The following is a 19,281-nucleotide window of genomic DNA, read 5'->3' as shown; positions in this document are numbered from 1 at the left end:
AATTCCGCAAAACTCGCCGCCAAGTCATTGAAATCGCTGTCGCCGGCTACTGTGCATGGGGTTGTTTTCGACTTTCTGTTTTTCCAGCGACCCTGCCTGTCCAGATCAGCGCTAGTGTCCGCCGAGATAGGCTGTGATCAGCCGGGGATCGTGGATGAGATCCTTGGCGAGGCCCGACTGCACGATCTCGCCGGTCTCGAGCACATAGCCGTAATCGGCCGTCTCCAGCGCGGCGCGGGCGTTCTGCTCGACCAGCAGGATCGAGACGCCGAGGTCGCGCAGCGAGGCGATGGTGCGGAAGATCTCGCGCACGATCAGCGGTGCGAGGCCGAGGCTCGGCTCGTCGAGCATGAGCAGCTTCGGCTTGGCCATCAGCGCGCGCCCGAGCGCCAGCATCTGGCGCTCGCCGCCGGAGAGGGTGCCGGCGGCCTGGCGCTGCCGCTCCTTCAGGCGCGGAAAGCGATCATAGACCTCGTCCAGCGTCTTCTGGACGCCCGAGCGGTCGCGCAGGCTGTAGGAGCCGAGCAGGAGATTGTCGGCGACCGACATGTCGGAGAACAGCTCGCGCTTCTCCGGCACGAGGCACAGCCGACGCTCGACGCGGTCCTCGACGGACATCCTGCCGATGTCGTTGCCTTGAAAGACGAGGCGGCCGCGGGAGGCGAGCAATCCGATAGCGGCCATCAGCAGCGTGGTCTTGCCGGCGCCGTTCGGGCCGATCACGGTGACGATCTGGCCTTCCTCGACCGACAGCGAGACGTTGCGGACCGCTTCGACATTGTCGTAGCAGACGGTCACATCCGTCATGGAAAACATCTCGCTCACGCGACGCCTCCGAGATAGGCCTCTTGAACCCGTTCGTCGCTCCGGATCGCGGCGGGCGCGCCCTCGCAGAGTTTGGAGCCGAAGTCGAGCACGACGATGCGGTCGACCAGCGACATCACGAACTCCATGTCATGTTCGACGATCAGGATGGTCAGATGGTCCGACCGCAGCGAGCGGAGCAGCTCCGCAAGCCTGAGCTTCTCCTGGCGGCGCAGGCCCGCGGCCGGCTCGTCCAGCACCAGCAGCGCCGGGTCTGCGGCGAGAGCGCGCGCGATCTCCAGGATGCGCTGGTTGCCGAGCGGCAGATTGCCCGCGAGCTCGAACGGCTTGTCGCCGAGCCCGACGCGTTCGAGCTGCTTCAAGGCCTCGTGCCGGGCGCTGGCTTCCTCGCGCTGGTTGAGGCGGAAGGCGCCGGCGAACAGGCCCGTGTTGGTGCGGGCGTAGGTGCCGAGCATGACGTTTTCCAGCAGGCTCATGCGCGGCCGCAGCTTCACATGCTGGAAGGTCCTGGCGATCCCGCCTCTCGCGATGCGGGACTGGGGATCGCGCGTGATGGCGCGTCCGGCAAAGACGATCTCGCCCTTGTTGACCCTGAGCGCACCCGTCAGGCAGTTGAACATCGTGCTCTTGCCGGCGCCGTTCGGGCCGATGACGGCGAGGATCTCGCCGGAGCGGACCTCGAAGCTGACATTGTTGACGGCGACGAGACCGCCGAACCGCCGTTCGGCGCCGTCGACCTTCAGAAGCAGTTCGCCCGGTTTCGGCTGGGGACGGCGGGGCAGGGGCGGGGCGGCTGGCGGCCGTTCGCGCTTGATCTTCGGCAAGTAGCGCGCGACGAACGGCACGATGCCCTGCCGCGCCCATTGCAGGAACAGGATGAACAGCGCGGAGAAGGCGACGATCTCGAGCTGGCCGGACGCGCCCTTGGCGATCAGCGGCAGATAGTCCTGCACGCTGTTCTTGAGCAGGGTGACGATAGCGGCGCCCACGACGCCGCCGAGCAGGCTGCCGGCGCCGCCGACCATCGACATCATCAGATATTCGATGCCCATGCCGGCATCGAACGGGCCCGGGCTGATGAAGCGGCTCATATGGGCGTAGAGCCAGCCGGAGAGCGAGGCGAGGAAGGCCGCGATCACGAAGGTCACGAGCTTGATCCGGAACGCGTTGATGCCGAGGCTTTCGACCAGGATATTGCCGCCGCGCAGCGCGCGCATGGCGCGGCCGACCCGGGAGTCCAGGAGATTGTATCCGAGGAAAAGCACCACGACGACGATGCCCCAGATCAGGAAATAGATCTGGGCGCTCGAGACGAGCGCGAGTGATCCGATGCTGATCGGCGGAATCGACGAGATGCCGTTGAAGCGCCCGAGCCCCTCGACATTGCCGAACAGGAAGCCGATGGCGAGCCCCCAGGCGACGGTCGAGAGCGACAGGAAATGGCCCTGGAGCCGCAAGGTGACGACGCCGAGGACGGTCGCGACACCGCAGGTCAGCGCCACCCCGAACACGAGGCCGAGCCACGGGGAAGATCCATTCAGAGCAGAGACCCAGGCCGTGGCATAGGCCGCGACGCCGACGAAGGCGGCCTGTCCAAATGACACGATGCCGCCGACGCCGGTGAGCAGGGTAAGGCCGATCGCGACCAGCGAATAGATGCCGATATAGTTCATCAGCGTGATGCTGAAGGGGTTGAGGACGAATGGCGCGAGCGCGAGGCACGCTACCGCCGCCACCGCCGCGAGCTGAACGTGAAGGCGCGTCATTCCTCGATCTCCTCCTCGGAATGCAGCGAGGCGAGGGATCGCCAGATCAGGATCGGGATCAGAAGCGAGAACACGATGACATCCTTCAGCGCGCTGCTCTCGAAGGATGCGAAGCTTTCGAGAATACCGACGCCGACGGCGCCGATGGCCGCGCCGGGATAGCTCGTCATGCCGCCGACGATGGCGCCGACGAAGGCCTTGAGGCCGAGCAGGAAGCCGGAATCGTAGAATATGGTGTTGACGGGCGCTATCAGGATGCCGGAGACGCCGGCCATCAGCGAGCCCAGGAGATAGGCGATGGTGCCGGCGCGGGCGGGACGTATGCCCATCAGGCGGGAGCCGGTCCGGTTCACGGCCGTGGCGCGGAGCGATTTACCGACCAGCGTGAAGTCGAAGAAGAGATAGAGCAGGCCAGAGAAGACGAGGGCTGCGATCACGATCAGCATGGTCTGCCCCGAGATCAGCACGCCCGCAAGCTCGGTCGACAATGACGTCAGCGGCTCGGTCCTGACACCCTCGGGACCGAAGAAGAGCAGCCCAAGGCCGACCAGTGCGAAGTGCAGGGCGACGGAAACGGTCAGGAGCAGCAGCACCGTCCCGTCCGCAATGGGACGGAAGACGATCCGGTCCAGCAGCGGGGAGATGGGGGTGATCAGCATCAAGGCCAGCACGAGCCTGATGGCGAGCGGCGGATCGGCGCGCATGGTCAGCCAGGCGAGGCCAACCACGGCCAACGGCAATGCAAGGTAGAAGAAGAGAGCGCGCGGAAGCAGCCGAAGTTCGCCGTTGCGCAGCAGCGAGATGATTTCGATCAGGGTTGCGAGGCACGCAAGGATGACGACCAGCGCGCCCGTGCCGGGAAAGCGCTTCGCGTCGAGCGCCGCCAGCGTCAGCGCCGTGAAGGCCGCGATGTCGCCAAAGGGAATGAAGATGACCCGTGTCACCGTGAAGATGAGGACGGTCCCGATCGCCACCAGCGCGTAGACTGCGCCGGTGGCGATCCCGTCGATCGCAAGAATGGCTGCGATGTCGCTCGTCATTGAGAACGCCGTCCCCCTTGTTCTGGTGGCCTGCCCTGTCCGACTACGGCGCGTATTTCCAGGCGCCGCCCGTCAGGCGTACCACGACCAGCGCGCGCTCATCGACGCCGGTCACCGAGCCGGGCTTGAAGTTGTAGATGGCGTGCACGCCGGGCAGCTCCTTGGTGCTGAGGATCGCGTCCCGCAGGGCGGCGCGAAATTCCGCCGTGCCGGGCTTCGCCGTCTTGAGCGCGCGCTCCGCTGCGTTGGCGAAGATCAGCCAGGCGTCGAAGGAGTAGGCCGAGAAGCCGTCGGTGGTCGGGATGTTATGGACCTTCTGGTAGACGCTGCGGAAATCCAGCGCGATCTTCTTGGCGAAATGTTCGTCGGGCAGCTGCTCGGCCACGATGACCGGGCCGGCGGAGACCTGGATGCCTTCGGCCGCCTTGCCGCCGACGTTCACGAAGTCCGGATTGACGAGCGCCACCGTGCCGTAGGTGTTTCCCTTGAAGCCGCGCTCCGCGAGGCTGAGGAGCGGCAGCGCGCCTTGCGTCCCCGAGCCGCCGTCCAGCACGGCGTCCGGCCGCGCCGCGAGCACTTTGAGGATCTGCGCGGTGACCGAAGTGTCGGTGCGCGCATAGCGCTCGTTGGTCTGGATCTTGACATCGCCGGCGGCCTCCGCCGCCTTGGCGCCGTTGTAGACGAGGTCCCCCCAGGCGTCGGAGAAGCCGATATAGCCGATGTTCTTCATGCCGTCGCGCTTCATGCGATCGGCGATGATCTTGACGAGGAGGGACGCAGGCTGCGGCACCGACACCACCCACTGCTCGGGTGTTTCCGGCAGTTTGCCGATCGGCGAGACCGCGATCATCGGCACTTTCAATTCGCTCGCCACCGCCGCCATGGCGATGGTCGAGGGCGCCGTCGCGGTGCCTATCAGGAGGTCGACCTTCTCTTCTTCCACCAGCTTGCGCGCGTTGCGGGTCGCGGCCGACGGGTCGGAGCCGTCGTCGAGCTGGATCAGGCGGATGGTCTCGCCGTTGACGGTCTTCTTGTATTCATAGGCCGCGTTGATGCCGCGCCCGTAGGGGATGCCGATCGACGAGCCGTTGCCGCTGAGCGAGGTGACGAAGCCGATGGTGATATCGGCCCGCGCGGCGGGGGCTGTGACGATGCCGGCGGCAAGTGCAAGTAAACTCAGAGTCTTGCGCATATGCGTTCTCCTCCGTTAATGCTGGATAGGAATGCTTCGATGCTGCCGCACGGCGTCCCCGAACGACGAACCGGCCGATTGAAAACATTGCTGCGGCGCCAAATACCGGGCGCGACCGAAAAGAGTGTGCTCGCCCGGCGCTCAGCAGCCATGATGTTGCGTGCCGCGCGAACGATAGGCCCACCGGCACATGCAAGCGGGCCTTTTCCGGAGCGATGAAAGGTCGTCGGTGCCGCCGCGATGCGCGACCGGCGATGCTGCTGCTAAGGCCGGCTGTTCGAGCACGGCGACTGTCCACACGATCGAGTCTCTCAAAATCGGTGCCCTGCAACATCATTGTCATGGCCACCGGTCTTTGACCGGCGAGGAATTACTTAAAGCCTAAAGTAACTCCGGTGGCGCCGTCAACACGTGTCACGGGGCTGTCAGAAAAAAATGTTGTTGCATACAATTTCGTCAGGGTGCGGCGCTCCTGCGCTCATCGACCCATAGAAAACGCCGTGCTCGCCTTGACCCCGACGGCACTGGTCGCCGTCGCCGCCGCGCGCATTTGACGCGTCAATTAGTTTATGGTTGAAATATATTCATCGGCAGCCGACGACCGATCCTCCGATCACCGCTTGAGGAGAAGGACGATGCGCATCTTCTGGCAGAGCTTTGTTGATGCGAGCGTGAATGCGCCCTACATGGCGCGGCTGTCGGAATACCTGAACGACATCGCTGCGCCAGGCACGACGGTCCACGTCCAGGGCATCAGTCCGCCGGACCGCGAGTTCGGACGGCTCGCGGAATTGCGCTGTGCGGTCCAGGCAATCGACAACGGCATCGCAGCGGAGGAGGGCGGGTTCGACGCCTTCGTCATGGGACATTTTCAGGATCCCGGACTCTACGAGCTGCGCTCGGCGCTCGACATTCCCGTGATCGGGACCGGCGAGGCGACGTTGCTGGCGGCCTCACAACTCGGGCGGCGGCTGGGTCTTGTGACGCTCGATCCCGTCTTCGAGGTCTTGCACTATGAGCAGGCCGAGCGTTACGGCCTCGGCGATCGCGTCGTCCATGTGACCGGCCTTGGCTGCAGGCCGGATGATTTCGCCGATGCGTTCGCCGGAAACGCTGCCGCCCAAGCCCGCATGATCAAGGACTTCGTCGCCTGCGCGCTCCCGCTGGTGGAATGCGGCGCGGATGTCGTGATTCCGGCCGGCGTGTTGCCAGGCCTCTTGATCGGGCGAGAGCATGGCCTGAAGGTCGGCCACGCCCCAGTGGTCAACTGCGCGGCCGTGGCGCTCAAGAGTGCCGAGATGTGGGTACAGCTCCGGAAGCTCAATGGCACCGAGCCCAGCCGCGGGCCGAGCTTCAGGCGGGCCAGCGCCCAGGCCCGCGATGACTTCCGCGCGCTACTTGCCCGTAACAGCCGCTAGTCCTCGAAAAACTGTCCCTGGAGAACAAATAATGATGACCCCCGAAAAGATCCTGTACGAGACCGAGGTGACGGCGACCGGAGGTCGGGATGGCAAGGCGGCCAGCGCTGACGGTCTGCTCTCGGTGTCCCTGTCCTTGCCGAAATCGATGGGTGGTCCCGGCGGCGAAGGCACCAATCCCGAGCAGCTCTTTGCGGCCGGCTATGCCGCTTGCTTTCTCGGCGCGGTCAAGCTCGTCGCGCGCACGCGGAAGGTGGTGCCCTCTGCCGAGCCGTCCGTGACTGCGAAGGTTGCGATGGGGCCGGTGCCCGTCGGATATGCGCTCGCTGTCGAGCTGAAGGTCAGCCTGCCCGGTGTCGAGAAGGCCGTGGCCGAAGAGGTCGTTGCCGGTGCGCATGAGCGTTGCCCCTATTCGAACGCAACCCGCGGCAATATTGACGTGAAACTGACGGTGGTCTGAGGCGGATGAACGAGGGCGGTCGGTGACCAACACCTTGCGCGCACCATATGACGGCGTGGTGATCGCGGCTCCCGTCACGATTCCCTATGTGCGCTACTCCATCGAGAGCGCGCAGTGGTGGATCGGGCGGGCGCTGAGCGCGCTCGTCGCGAAGGCCGGCATCAAGGCCTCCGACATCGACGGCCTGTGCGTCTCCAGTTTCACCATGGGCACGGACAGTGGCATCGGATTGACACAGCATTTCGGGCTCTGCGTCCGGTGGTTGGATACGATCCCGCTCGGCGGCGCCAGCGCTATTGCGGCGCTGCGCAAGGCGGCGCGCGCGGTTCATGCGCGCGATGCCGACATCGTGGCGTGCGTCGCTGGCGACACCAATCACGTCGATTCGTTCAGGCTGACGCTGGAGAATTTCTCGCGGTTCAATCAGGACGCCGTCTATCCTTACGGCGCGGGCGGCGCCAATGCCAGCTTTGCGCTGATTGCGCGCAACTATATGCGAATGTTCGGCGTCGCGCGCGAGGACGTCGGCAAGATCGCTGTCGCCCAGCGCGCCAATGCCCTGCGCAACCCGCATGCGCTCATGAAGGCTCCGCTCACGCTCGAGCAATACCTGGCGGCCCGGCCGATTTCCGATCCGATCCACCTGTTTGATTGCGTGATGCCCTGTGCGGGCGCGGAAGCTTTCCTCGTGATGCGCGATGAGACGGCTTCATCCCTGAAGCTGCCCGCCGCGCGACTCCTTTCGACGATCGAGCGGCACAATGCCTTTGCCGACGATCCGATGCAGGTGCGCGGCGGCTGGGCGATGGATGTCGACGAGCTCTATGCGATGGCCGGCGTCAAGCCTGACGATCTCGATGTCGTGCAGACCTATGACGACTATCCCGTCATCACGATGATGCAGTTCGAGGATCTCGGATTCTGCAAGAAGGGCGAGGGCGCTGAGTTCGTGCGCCAACACGATCTCACCATCGATGGCGACTTCCCGCACAACACCTCGGGCGGACAGCTCTCGGTCGGGCAGGCCGGTGCCGCCGGCGCCTATCTCGGCCTCGTTGAAGGGTTGCGGCAGGTTCTGGGCAGTGCCGGTCCCACGCAGGTCAGGAATGCGAGCCTCGCTCTGGCCTCGGGGTTCGGTATGATCAACTATGATCGTGGTCTCGCCTCGGGTGCCGCGATCCTTGCTGGACCGTCGCGATGATAGAGCAGATCAAGCCGCCCCGGCGCAAGAACCCGCTGCTGCGGACGCGGCTACCGGCCTCGCCACCGCGACCGCGCAGCAGGATGTCGCACGGGTTCACGCGCGCGGCCGCCGAAGGCCGCTTTATGCTGCAGCGCTGCGAGGCTTGCGGCACCTTTGCTTATCCGGCGCGCGAAGCCTGCCCGTCTTGTCTTTCGGCCGGCCTCGCTTTCGTCGATGCGCCGCGGCAAGGTGTACTGCTTGCCGAGACAACGGCGCTGGTGCCGAGCGACGTCTATTTCCGCGAGCGGGCGCCGTGGCGGATCGGCCTCGTCAAGATGGATTGCGGTCCGACGATCGTCGCACATCTTCATGCCGACTGCGCAGAGGGCGCGGCCGTCAGCATGTCGCTGCAACTCGACAAGAGCGGCCAGGCGGTGGCCTTTGCCCGTCCCGAAGGGGAGACTCCCAACATGGCAGACGACAAGCAGTGGCGGGAAATGACGGCCGATCCGAAATTCCGTCGCGTGCTCGTCACCAATGGCCGCAGCGTCATCGGTCAGGAAGCCGTCGCCGCATTGAAGGCGGCGGGTGCCAAGACGGTGTTCGTCGGCATTGCCGAACCATGGCGACCGTTCGCCGGCGAGGAGCGGCTGCGCGGTCAGAACGGGATCGAGATCGTGACTCTCGATGCGGCTGACGAGAAATCGGCTACCGATCTTGCGGCCGACATCGGCGGCAAGGTCGATATTCTCGTCAACACGACGGAATATGTCCGGCCGGGCGGCCTGCTCGACCGCAGGGGCACGAGCATCGCACGGGACGAGATCGATCAGGCCTATCTCGGCTTCATCAATCTGGCTCAAGCCTTTGGCCCGGCCATGCGGATGCGCGGTGCCGATGGCATCAACAGCAGCGCGGCATGGGTCAATATTCTCTCGGTCTATGCGCTGGCGAACTGGCCCGCCTTCGGCGCCTACTCGGCCTCGCAGGCCGCCTGCCTGTCGCTGTCACATTGCTTGCGCGCGGAGCTGCGGCCGGGCGGCGTCCGGGTGATGAACCTGTTCACCGGCCCTGTCGACACCGAATGGTTCCAGACCGTGCCGCCGCCGAAGGTCGCACCGCGCGCGATCGCGCAGGCGATCGTGTCGGGCCTCAAGAACGGACTCGAAGAGATGTATGTCGGAGATGTCGCCGAAGAGATCCGGCAACGTCTCGCGGCCAATCCGAAAGCGCTCGAGCGCGAGCTCGACCGATAAGAAGCGGGATTTCAACCGAGCTGGAGGACTTGACGATGCAAAGCAATCTCCTGGAGCTAGCGAGTGCGATTTCTTCCGGCGCGGTGCGCGTAGTCGATCTGACCTTCACACTCAGTCCGGACTTTCCGGTCATCGTCCTGCCGCCGGAATTCGGTCAGGCCGCGCCTGTCCGCATCCAGGAGATATCGCGATACGATGGTCGCGGCCCGGCCTGGTACTGGAACAACGTTACGTTCGGCGAACACACCGGCACGCATTTCGACGCGCCGATTCACTGGTTCACCGGCAAGAACCTGCCGAACAATGCCGTCGACACGTTGCCGGCCAAGGACATGATCGCACCGGCCTGTGTCATCGACTGCTCGGCGCAGGCGGCGCAGGATCCCGATTTCCTGCTGACCGTCCCGATTGTCGAAGCTTGGGAAGCCAGGCACGGCCGGATCCCTGAGCGGAATTGGGTCCTGCTCAGGACCGACTGGTCGAAGAAGGGCTGGCGTGACTACTCCAATCTCAGGGACGACGGCGCGCATACGCCGGGCCCGAACCCGGCGGTGATGAAGTGGCTGGTGGAGGAGCGCGGTGTCATCGGTTTCGGCACCGAAACCATCGGCACGGATGCGGGGCAGGCCGGACACTTCGAGCCGCCTTATCCGGCGCATCACTTCCTGCATGGCGCGGGCCGCTACGGCCTGCAATGCCTGTGTAACCTGGATCAGCTTCCGGCCACCGGCGCCGTCATCGTGGCCTCGCCACTAAAGATCCAGAACGGTTCCGGCAGCCCGCTTCGAGTCATCGCTCTGGTGTCGTCCACTTGAGCCCCAATCAATGGCGCTCGCCAATCAGACCAAGAAATTCTCCCGAAAGACAGGTGCCATGAACTTGATCAAGAGCCTGGTGGCTTCCACTGCATTGCTGCTTGCCGTTCCGCAATTCGCGCGAGCCGAGATCCTCGTTGGATTCGTTACCGGCCTCAGTGGGCCGGTGTCATCGATCGGTATTCCCAACGCGAAGGGGATCGCGGCAGGTCAGGCCTATATCGGCGAAATCGGCGGCGAAAAGCTGCGGGTCATCCAGCTCGACGACGGCTCCGATCCGACCGCGTCGGCACGCAATGCGCGCAAGCTGGTGGAGCAGGAGAAGGTCGATATCCTGATCGGCACGTCCGGCGCTCCCCAGACGCTCGCGATGGCGACCGCGGCCATCGAAATGAAGATTCCGATGATCGCGGTGTCGCCGATCGCACCGGTGGCGTCAGGCGACGGCGGTCCCTGGGTCGTGCAGACGCCGCAGCCCACGCCGCTTCTGGTGCAAGGAATCGTCGACCATATGAAGGCGAAGGGCCTGACGACCGTCGCCTTCATCGGTTTCTCCGATGCGTTCGGGGATCTCATGTACAATTCGCTCGAGCAGAGTGCGAAGGCCGCCGGCATCAAGGTCGTCGCCAACGAACGCTATGCCCGGTCGGACTCGTCGGTGACGGCTCAGGTGCTGCGCGCACTCGCCGTGCGTCCCGACGCCATCATGCTCGGCGGCACTGGCACGCCAGGCGCGCTGCCGGTCATCGCTCTGTCCGAGCGGGGATATAAGGGACCGCTCTACGGCAATCACGGGCTGATCAGCGCCGATTTCCTTCGTCTGGCCGGCAAAGCCGCCAATGGCATCATGTGCCCGACGGGACCTGTGACCGCGGCGGAGCAGCTTCCGGCCAGCAATCCGATCCAGAAGGTCGCCCTGGATTTCCGCGCGGCCTTCGAAAAGGCCAATGGCGAGGCGCCGACGGATTCATTCTCGTCCTATTCCTTCGACGGCTGGCTGATCTTCGCCGACGCCGCCAAGCGTGCGCTGGCAACCGGTGCCAAGCCAGGCTCACCTGAGTTCCGTACCGCGATTCGCCAGGCACTGTTCACCACCAAGGAGGTCGTCGGGACGCAGGGCGTCTACACCTACACGCCGGCGGACCGGCATGGAGTCGACGATCGCTCGCGCATCATGGTTCAGATCGAGGACGGCAAGTACAAGCTGTTGCCTTGAGGTGCGAGCATGGTCGCAATGGAGAAAGATGCGCTGGCGAACATCACCGAGGTGGTCGGCGGTGAGGACGTGACGCCTGACTGGGCGCGCGCGATGGCGTCGTTTCCGCCGTCTGAGCGCATCCTCTCGACGATGCTCAGGCGCCAGGCGGAGCGTTACGGCGATCGCCTTCTGCTTGTTGCCGGAGAGGCGCGTTGGAGCTTTACGCAGGCTGCGACGATTGCGGCTGCGTCGGCCCAGACGCTGGTCGATACCGGGATCAAGCCGGGCGACCGGGTCGCGCTGATGTGCTCGAACCGTCCGGAGTTCTTGCAGGTCTATCTCGGCTGTGCGTGGCTGGGGGCGATTGCGGTCCCGATCAATACCGCCTTGCGCGGCTTCCAGCTGTCCCACATTTTCCGCAACTCGCGTCCCGCGCTGCTCGTCATCGAGGCTCAGTTCGCCAGCGCGGTCGAGAGTGTCGAGGCGGATGTCGAGCTGCCGCCTCGGACCTGGATCATCGGAGCTGCCGCCGACGCAATCGGTGCCAGGCTTTCCGCGGTCCCGCTGCCGCCTCTTGGCGCCGCAGCCCCGGCCGGCGCCGTGCGTCCCGGTGACACCGTTGCGATCCTCTATACGTCGGGCACCACGGGGCCTGCGAAGGGTGTGTGCTGTCCGCAGGCGCAGCTGTTCTGGTGGGGCGTCTATTCGGCGCGCGCGCTCGGAATCCGCGAGGGCGATGTGCTGTTCACGACGCTGCCGCTGTTCCACACCAACGCGCTGAATGCGTTCTATCAGGCGCTGCTGAACGGATGCACGTACGTGCTCGAGCCGAAGTTCTCGGCTTCCGGCTTTTGGGCTGCCGCGCGACAGCACAATGCGACGGTCGGCTATCTGCTCGGTGCGATGGCGTCGGTGCTCCTGGCACAGCCGAAGAGCGCAGACGAGTCAATGCATCGTCTTCGTGTCGCTCTTGGCGGCGGCGTGCCGCCGCAAATCCACGGCCCGTTCCGCGAGCGCTTCGGCGTACCGCTGGTCGACGGCTACGGGTCGACGGAGACGAATTTCGTGTTCGCCGGCACGATTCCGTCGGATCGGGCGGGGACGATGGGGTACCTGGCCGATGGCATTGAGGCGCGGATCGTCGACGAGAATGATTCCGCGCTGCCTGATGGAGAGGCCGGCGAGCTCGTGCTTCGCGCGAGAGAACCCTTTGCGTTCGCGTCCGGCTATTTCGGCATGCCGGAGAAGACCGTGGAGGCCTGGCGAAATCTGTGGTTCCACTCAGGCGATCGGGTCGTTCGCGATTCCGACGGGCATTATCGCTTCATCGATCGCATGAAGGATTCCATCCGCAGGCGCGGCGAGAACGTGTCCTCGTGGGAGGTCGAGCAGGCGATCCAGGCGCACCCCGCGGTCGCTGCCTGCGCGGTCTACCCGCTGCCGTCGGAGTTGGGTGAGGATGAAGTTGCCGCTGCGATTCTGCTGGAACCGGGCCACTTGCTACAGCCCGTCGACATCGTCAGGCATTGCGAAGGACGGATCGCCTATTTCGCCATTCCGCGCTATGTGCGAATCCTCAGTCAGATGCCGCTGACGGAGAACGGCAAGATCAAGAAGGGCGTGCTGCGCGATGCCGGTGTCACGACGGATACATGGGATCGCGAAGCGGCCGGAGTGAAGGTACGACGCTGACGTCGTATTCGCTCAAGGTTTTTGCAAGGCGTCCCTGACGGCGGCCTTGAGTTCGTCGAGCTCGCCGATCAATCCATCGAACCGATCTGCCGGGAAATCCGCCAGCAGCTCGGCAAGCCATGCGCCATGGCTCTTGGCCATTCGCCTGAAGATCTTGCGGCCTTCGACCGTCATACAGACGATCTGCACCCGCCGGTCGAGGTTCGACGCCGTGCGGGTGATGTATCCATCTGCGACCAGGCGGTCGACGATTGGCGTGAGGTTCCCGGCGGAGACCATCAGGCGCTTGGGCAGCTCTCCCAGCACAAGTCCGCTTGGTTCGCGGTCGAGCTGGGCGAGAACGTCGAAGCGGGGCATCGTGAAGTCGAACTCTTCGCGAAACCGGCGCCGCAACTCGCTTTCGATGAGGGACGTGCAGGCGAGCAGTCGGAGCCAAAGGCGTGTTTGAGCCCTGTACTCAGCCTCCTGATCCGTCTCGTTCTTGGCCGAAACAGGGGTGGACTCCTTCGCGAGTGCCAATCGAATCTCCCGGGCTTCGTGGCTTACGAAAGCTGGCGCAGCTCTCGTGGACATTGGCAAGATAGTTCGTGCCAAAAGTAAATTCAAGGCTGGGTCCGAGGGATCCGGAATCGGCGCCGCCGTGCATCCGATTTACACTAAAATTCAGATCGACGCTGCGGCGAGGGGCGTGCCCTCCAGGGCCTTTGCAGAACCGCCTTGACAAGGCACGCGTCGAGGAAATATTTTATACTTAAAATAATTGGGTGAGAGCTCGGCGCAACGCGCGAAAGCGAGGGATCATGCGCATAGTCTGTATCGGCGGCGGGCCGGCCGGCCTCTATCTGGGCCTCCTGATGAAGCGTCGACATCCGGAACATGTCGTCACGGTCGTCGAGCGCAACAAGCCCTACGATACGTTTGGCTGGGGGGTGGTATTCTCCGATGCCATGATGTCTGCGATGCGTCTTGCCGACCCCGAAAGCGCGGCCGAGATCGAAGACGCCTTCAATCACTGGGACGACATCGAGCTGGTCTTCAAGGGGACGCGGCAGCGCACGACCGGCCACGGCTTCATCGGCATTGGTCGCAAGCATCTGCTCAACATTCTCCAGAGGCGCTGCGAGGCTCTGGGTGTCGAGCTCGCCTTCGAGCGTGAGGTGGAGTCCGATCTCGAATTCCCCGACGCCGACCTGATCGTCGCCTGCGACGGTGTCAACTCCAGGATTCGCGCCCGCTATGCCGAACAGTTCCAGCCGGACATGGTGATCCGGCCGAACCGCTACATCTGGCTCGGCACCAAGAAGGCGTTCGACGCCTTCACGTTCGATTTCCAGAGGACCGAGCACGGCTGGTTCCAGGCACACATTTACAAGTTCGACGCGGAGACCTCGACCTTCATCGTCGAGACCACGGAAGAGACCTACAATGCTCACGGGCTGGGCGAGCTCGATCAGCAGGGGTCGATCGACTTCTGCGAGAAGATCTTTGCCGAGACGCTCGACGGTGCGAAGCTCTTGACCAACGCCCGCCATCTGCGCGGCTCGGCCTGGCTCAATTTCAGCCGCCTGATCTGCGGCAAATGGAGCGTGTTCAACGGCCGCTCCCATGTCGTGCTGATGGGAGACGCCGCGCACACTGCGCATTTCGCCATCGGGTCGGGCACCAAGCTCGCGCTCGACGACGCCATCGAGCTCGCCAACCAGTTCGATCGCCATGGTCACGGGCGCGACCGCATCCAGACCGTGCTGGAGGCCTACGAGGAAGTACGCCGCGTCGACGTGGCGCGCATCCAGAACGCCGCGCGCAATGCGATGGAATGGTTCGAGGTGGTCGGCCGGCGCTATGCTGATACGCTCGAACCGCCGCAATTCTTCTATTCGATGCTGACGCGTTCCCAGCGCATCAGCCATGAAAACCTGCGCCTGCGCGACCGTGCCTGGTTGGAAGGATTCGAGCGATGGTTTGCCGCGCGCTCGGGCATCGCCGTCGAGGACGGCGAACGGGTACCGCCGCCGATGCTGACGCCGCACCGCGTGCGCGGCCTCACGCTGGCGAACCGCATCATGGTCTCGCCGATGGCGATGTATTCGGCGAAGGACGGGCTGATCAACGACTTCCACATCGCCCACCTCGGAGCGCGCGCCATGGGCGGCGCCGCGTTGATCTTTGCCGAGATGACCTGCGTCTCACCGGATGCCAGGATTACGCCGGGCTGTCTCGGGCTCTGGAATGATGAGCAAGCGGCACAATGGCGCCGGCTGGTCGATCTGGTCCATAGCCTCGGACATGCCAAGGTCGGCATCCAGCTCGGCCATGCCGGGCGGAAGGGATCGACCCGGCTCGCCTGGGAGGGGATTGACCAACCGCTGGCTTCAGGCAATTGGCCGCTGATCTCGGCTTCCGCGCTGCCCTATCTGCCGCACAGCCAGTTGCCGCGGGAGATGAACCGCAGCGACATGGACCGCGTCCGCGACGATTTCGTCGCCGCAACGCGCCGTGCTGCCGACGCCGGTGTCGATTGGCTCGAGCTTCATTGCGCCCATGGCTATTTGCTATCGAGCTTCCTCTCGCCGCTGACCAACCGGCGGACTGACGAATATGGCGGCAACCACGAAAATCGTGCGCGCTTTCCGCTGGAGGTCTTCAGGGCGATGCGCGCGGCGTGGCCATCCGATCGGCCGATGTCGGTGCGGCTGTCCTGCCATGACTGGACCGAAGGCGGCAACACGCCGGCCGACGCCGCGATCTTCGCTGCGATGTTCAAGGAGGCGGGAGCAGACGTGATCGATTGCTCCTCGGGACAGGTCTGGAAGGAGGAACGGCCGATCTACGGCCGCCTGTTCCAGACGCCATTCGCCGATCTGATCCGCAACGAAGTCGGCATCGAGACGATAGCAGTCGGTGCGATCTCCGAGGCCGATCACGCCAACTCGATTCTCGCGGCTGGCCGCGCGGATCTCTGCGCGATTGCGCGGCCGCATCTCGCCGACCCGGCCTGGACGCTGCACGAAGCCGCGCGCATCGGGATCACAGCGGTCAACTGGCCAAAGCAATATCTGTCCGCCAAGGGACAATACGAAGCCAATCTGGCGCGTGCCGCTGCCGTGGCCGCGCAGTGAGCGAAGGAGGGATCGGATGAACTCCGTGGTAAAGATGATCCGGCGCGAATGGCTGGACTGGCCGTTCTTCGAGCCCCGCCATCTTGCGATCGGCGAGGCGCTCGATCGCTTCGTGCAGTCGGGAGCCCTCGACAAGATCGATCACAATGATGTGGATGGTGCCTGTCGCAATCTTGTGCGCGCGATGGGCGCGGCGGGGTTGCTAGATTGCGCGGTCGCGGCGCCCGATGGCGATGCGACGTCGATCGATTCCCGCTCGATCTGCCTGTCGCGCGAGTCGCTGGCCTATGCCGATGGCCTCGCCGATTTTGCTTTCGCCATGCAGGGGCTTGGCTCCGGAGCGATTGCACTGGGTGGCTCGGCGGAGTTGCGCAAGGCCGTGCTGCCGAAGGTGCGTTCCGGCGAATGGCTGGCGGCCTTCGCGCTCTCCGAGAAGGAGGCGGGGTCGGACGTCGCGGCGATGTCCTGCACGGCGCGGGCCGACGGCGACACCTACGTCATCGACGGCGAGAAGACCTGGATCTCGAACGGCGGCATTGCCGACGTCTATACGCTGTTTGCGCGAACGGGCGAGGCGCCGGGCGCCCGCGGCATTTCGGCCTTCGTCGTCTTTCCGGATGATCCCGGTTTTAGCATTGCCGAGCGCATCGACGTCATTGCGCCGCACCCGCTGGCGACGTTGCGCTTTACTAATTGCCGGATTCCCGCGAGCCGTAGGCTCGGCGCGCCCGGGGGCGGGTTCAAGCTCGCGATGCAGACGTTGGATATTTTCCGCGCATCGGTCGCCGCCGCAGCCCTCGGCTTTGCCCGTCGCGCGCTCGACGAGGCATTGTCGCATGCCCGCAGCCGAAACATGTTCGGTGCGACGCTGGGGGATCTTCAACTGACCCAGGCCGCGCTCGGCGACATGGCGACCGACACCGACGCGGCGGCGCTGCTGACCTACCGCGCGGCCTGGCGCCGCGATGTGCAGAAGCTTCCGACGACGCGCGAAGCTGCCATGGCGAAGCTGACCGCCACCGAGACCGCTCAGCGCGTCATCGACCGTGCCGTCCAGATGTTCGGCGGCCGCGGCGTGCGCAAGGGAGAGGTCGTCGAAAGTCTCTATCGCGAAATCCGCGCGCTGCGCATCTACGAGGGCGCGACCGAGGTCCAGAAATTGATTGTCGCGCGCGAGCTGTTGAAGCCGCGCTGAGAGGATTGAGAGCGACGCATGAGCACGATCAGCAAGCCGGAAGTTCCCGCGACGCGTGGTCTGCAACTGCTTCAGCCCAGCGGCTGGCCGCAGCCGAAGGGGTATGCGAACGGCGTCATGGCTGAAGGACGACTCATCGTGACGGGTGGTGTGGTCGGTTGGGACGCAGCCGGGCGATTTGCCGACGGACTCGTTGCGCAGGTCCGCCAGACGCTCGAAAACATCGTCGCGATCCTGGCAGAGGGCGGCGCGCGGCCGAACCATCTCGTGCGCCTGACCTGGTACGTCGTGGATATGGACGAATATGTGTCGAACCTGAAGGCGCTCGGCAAAGTCCATCGCGAGGTCATTGGCACCCATTACCCCAGCATGGCGCTGGTGCAGATCGTGCGTCTCGTCGAGCCATCCTCGCGTGTCGAGATCGAGGCGACGGCCGTCGTCCCGCGCTGACGAAGGCGTCGGCCGCAGGCCCGCGGCGAGACCGCGACGATGGAAAGCTCTCTACGGCGCCGTGATGGATTGGAGCGAGAGCTCAATATTTTCAATCGGCTAAGGGGCGGCGTGTGCACGATGTGTGCACCGGGAGATGCACAAAAATCTATCGACTGCAAATTTGAGCAGACGGTCTGAGGCGTGATACTGAGCTCGGCTTCCGCGCGATCGAATTGACGAGAGCAGTGCAGCGACTACAACAGGCGTTTCGCCGCCGGTCATGAGTGAGAAAGAAGCCCAATGTTCCTGACCGAGAACGATCTGAATGAATTGGTGACATGGCGACGCCATCTTCACGCCGTGCCAGAACTGTCGGGGCAAGAGGCAAAAACCGCGGAAGCCGTGCGGGCCCGTCTTCAGGCGGCGGGTGCCGACAGGATCGTTTCGGGCCTCGGTGGTCACGGCGTGCTTGGAATCTATGATGGACGTGAGTCTGGCCCGACGATCATGCTTCGGGCCGAACTGGATGCACTGCCGATCCAGGAAAAATCAGAACTCAAGCATCGATCGCTGATAGCAGGAAAGGCCCATCTCTGCGGTCATGATGGTCATATGGCAATTCTGGCGGCCGTAGCGCAAAATCTGAGCCAGCAACGTCCAAGCCGAGGTCGCGTAGCGCTCCTGTTTCAGCCGGCCGAGGAGGACGGGTCCGGTGCGGCCGCCGTTCTGGCTGACGCGAAGTTTGAGCAGGTGCGGCCCGACTTTGTCTTCGCGCTGCATAACCTTCCCGGCCTCGGTCTTGGACAGGTCTCTCTTGCCGAAGGTTTGGTGAATTGCGCCTCGCAAGGAATGCAGATCAGATTATCAGGACGAACGACGCACGCGTCGAATCCGGCGCTCGGTATCTCCCCGAAAGACGCGCTCGCCAGGCTTCTGCTGGAGATACCCGCGCTCGGGCGCGGGACGGAGCTAGACGACGACTTCTCAATGCTGACGGTCACCCACGCAAGACTTGGGGAGCCTGCGTTCGGTATCGCGCCGGGCTTCGGCGAGTTGTGGGCGACACTGAGAACATGCACCGACGTGATGATGGAACGGCTCCGCCTGGAGGCGGAAGACTTGGTTCGGCGCGTGACGGCCGGTGAGGGGCTGAGCACGGAAATCGCTTATCGCGACGTCTTCAATCATTGCGCAAACGACGTCGATGCTGTTGCCCAGCTTAGAAGCGCGCTGGACGCAGAGGGGGTGCGACATTCGGCGGAGAGCCTTCCACTGCGTGGCTCCGAGGACTTCGGACGTTTTGGCTCCCGTTCGAAGTCGGCGATGTTTTTCCTGGGAGCCGGCAAAGAGCATCCCGGGCTGCATGAGTCGAACTACGACTTTCCGGATCAGTTGATAGAAATTGGTGCAAGAATATTCGTGCGCACCATACGCAACCTGCTTGGCTAAATAGAGAATTCCGGACGGAGTGACAGCGTATCGCCTGCATGTCACATGTTGGATCGGCGCTTAGAACGATTTGAAACTAGAAGCTTTCGAAAATTTGCAGTGAAGTTCGAAGCAGGAAATCGCTTCTCCGATCACGACGGTTTCGTCGTGCAACCTTAGATAATTTCTAGGTCCCAATTCCTTCTCGCAGCACCGTCGTATGTTAGGAAGCGACGGGGACGTGCTTGCAAGTGGAATTGGG

General features: G+C 64.1%; 16 protein-coding genes. 11 read left to right on the top strand and 5 right to left on the bottom strand.

What is annotated here, in order from left to right:
* Nucleotides 1–111: 111 nt before the first annotated feature.
* From ACTEK7_RS06990 to ACTEK7_RS06975, 4 genes are read right to left on the bottom strand one after another with little or no spacing between them, the layout of a single operon-like run.
* On the bottom strand, nucleotides 112–825 hold the full coding sequence (locus ACTEK7_RS06990) for an ABC transporter ATP-binding protein (RefSeq protein WP_225145821.1): 714 nt from the start codon (nucleotides 823–825) through the stop codon (nucleotides 112–114).
* The gene (locus tag ACTEK7_RS06985; protein WP_225174879.1) at nucleotides 822–2,591 is read right to left on the bottom strand and encodes a branched-chain amino acid ABC transporter ATP-binding protein/permease; all 1,770 of its coding nucleotides are present in this window, start codon (nucleotides 2,589–2,591) and stop codon (nucleotides 822–824) included. The genes ACTEK7_RS06990 and ACTEK7_RS06985 overlap by 4 nt, the downstream gene beginning before the upstream one ends.
* Nucleotides 2,588–3,631: a branched-chain amino acid ABC transporter permease gene (locus tag ACTEK7_RS06980; protein ID WP_225146513.1), complete on the bottom strand. Its 1,044-nt coding sequence runs from the start codon at nucleotides 3,629–3,631 to the stop codon at nucleotides 2,588–2,590. Before ACTEK7_RS06980 ends, ACTEK7_RS06985 begins: the two co-directional genes overlap by 4 nt.
* A 43-nt stretch (nucleotides 3,632–3,674) precedes the next feature.
* A complete protein-coding gene (locus ACTEK7_RS06975) occupies nucleotides 3,675–4,823 on the bottom strand; it encodes an ABC transporter substrate-binding protein (protein WP_036023841.1) in 1,149 nt (382 codons plus the stop codon).
* Between the two features lie 635 nt (nucleotides 4,824–5,458).
* Here ACTEK7_RS06975 and ACTEK7_RS06970 point away from each other — a divergent pair.
* Genes ACTEK7_RS06970 through ACTEK7_RS06940 form a run of 7 tightly spaced genes read left to right on the top strand, consistent with a single transcriptional unit; the run spans nucleotide 5,459 to nucleotide 12,845 of the window.
* On the top strand, nucleotides 5,459–6,241 hold the full coding sequence (locus ACTEK7_RS06970) for an aspartate/glutamate racemase family protein (protein WP_225146514.1): 783 nt from the start codon (nucleotides 5,459–5,461) through the stop codon (nucleotides 6,239–6,241).
* A 31-nt stretch (nucleotides 6,242–6,272) separates the two neighbouring features.
* Nucleotides 6,273–6,701 carry an organic hydroperoxide resistance protein gene (locus tag ACTEK7_RS06965; protein ID WP_345944074.1) on the top strand — a complete coding sequence of 143 codons (429 nt, stop codon included), beginning with the start codon at nucleotides 6,273–6,275 and terminating at the stop codon, nucleotides 6,699–6,701.
* A gap of 22 nt (nucleotides 6,702–6,723) precedes the next feature.
* A complete protein-coding gene (locus ACTEK7_RS06960) occupies nucleotides 6,724–7,902 on the top strand; it encodes a thiolase family protein (protein WP_225146515.1) in 1,179 nt (392 codons plus the stop codon).
* Nucleotides 7,899–9,140 (top strand): SDR family NAD(P)-dependent oxidoreductase, encoded by a 1,242-nt coding sequence (locus ACTEK7_RS06955; RefSeq protein ID WP_225146516.1) that lies wholly within the window; start codon nucleotides 7,899–7,901, stop codon nucleotides 9,138–9,140. Before ACTEK7_RS06960 ends, ACTEK7_RS06955 begins: the two co-directional genes overlap by 4 nt.
* Nucleotides 9,141–9,175: 35 nt before the next feature.
* Nucleotides 9,176–9,955, top strand: coding sequence for a cyclase family protein (locus ACTEK7_RS06950; RefSeq protein WP_225146517.1), 780 nt, complete (start codon nucleotides 9,176–9,178; stop codon nucleotides 9,953–9,955).
* 58 nt (nucleotides 9,956–10,013) lie between these two features.
* Entirely contained in the window at nucleotides 10,014–11,171 is a 1,158-nt protein-coding gene (locus ACTEK7_RS06945; protein WP_225146518.1) for an ABC transporter substrate-binding protein, read from the top strand.
* Between the two features lie 9 nt (nucleotides 11,172–11,180).
* Nucleotides 11,181–12,845: an ATP-dependent acyl-CoA ligase gene (locus ACTEK7_RS06940; RefSeq protein WP_225146519.1), complete on the top strand. Its 1,665-nt coding sequence runs from the start codon at nucleotides 11,181–11,183 to the stop codon at nucleotides 12,843–12,845.
* 12 nt (nucleotides 12,846–12,857) lie between these two features.
* On the opposite strand, the gene ACTEK7_RS06935 is transcribed toward ACTEK7_RS06940, so the two are convergent.
* Complete coding sequence (locus ACTEK7_RS06935) at nucleotides 12,858–13,364, bottom strand: MarR family winged helix-turn-helix transcriptional regulator (protein WP_036013463.1); 507 nt, start codon at nucleotides 13,362–13,364, stop codon at nucleotides 12,858–12,860.
* Between the two features lie 281 nt (nucleotides 13,365–13,645).
* Between ACTEK7_RS06935 and ACTEK7_RS06930 the strand changes: the two genes are divergently transcribed.
* The 4 genes from ACTEK7_RS06930 to ACTEK7_RS06915 all read left to right on the top strand — a co-directional run bounded on the left by ACTEK7_RS06930 (nucleotide 13,646) and on the right by ACTEK7_RS06915 (nucleotide 19,040).
* The gene (locus ACTEK7_RS06930; RefSeq protein ID WP_225146520.1) at nucleotides 13,646–15,964 is read left to right on the top strand and encodes a bifunctional salicylyl-CoA 5-hydroxylase/oxidoreductase; all 2,319 of its coding nucleotides are present in this window, start codon (nucleotides 13,646–13,648) and stop codon (nucleotides 15,962–15,964) included.
* Between the two features lie 16 nt (nucleotides 15,965–15,980).
* Entirely contained in the window at nucleotides 15,981–17,159 is a 1,179-nt protein-coding gene (locus ACTEK7_RS06925; protein WP_225146521.1) for an acyl-CoA dehydrogenase family protein, read from the top strand.
* Nucleotides 17,160–17,177: 18 nt separating this feature from the next.
* Nucleotides 17,178–17,609: a RidA family protein gene (locus ACTEK7_RS06920; protein ID WP_225146522.1), complete on the top strand. Its 432-nt coding sequence runs from the start codon at nucleotides 17,178–17,180 to the stop codon at nucleotides 17,607–17,609.
* A gap of 282 nt (nucleotides 17,610–17,891) precedes the next feature.
* Nucleotides 17,892–19,040: an amidohydrolase gene (locus tag ACTEK7_RS06915; protein ID WP_225146523.1), complete on the top strand. Its 1,149-nt coding sequence runs from the start codon at nucleotides 17,892–17,894 to the stop codon at nucleotides 19,038–19,040.
* The last annotated feature ends 241 nt before the right edge of the window (nucleotides 19,041–19,281 follow it).

It is taken from the genome of Bradyrhizobium sp. JHI2711, from assembly GCF_056156565.1.
The sequence above is the reverse complement of the archived record's forward strand: the minus strand, read 5'-3'. Positions and strand labels throughout refer to the sequence as shown.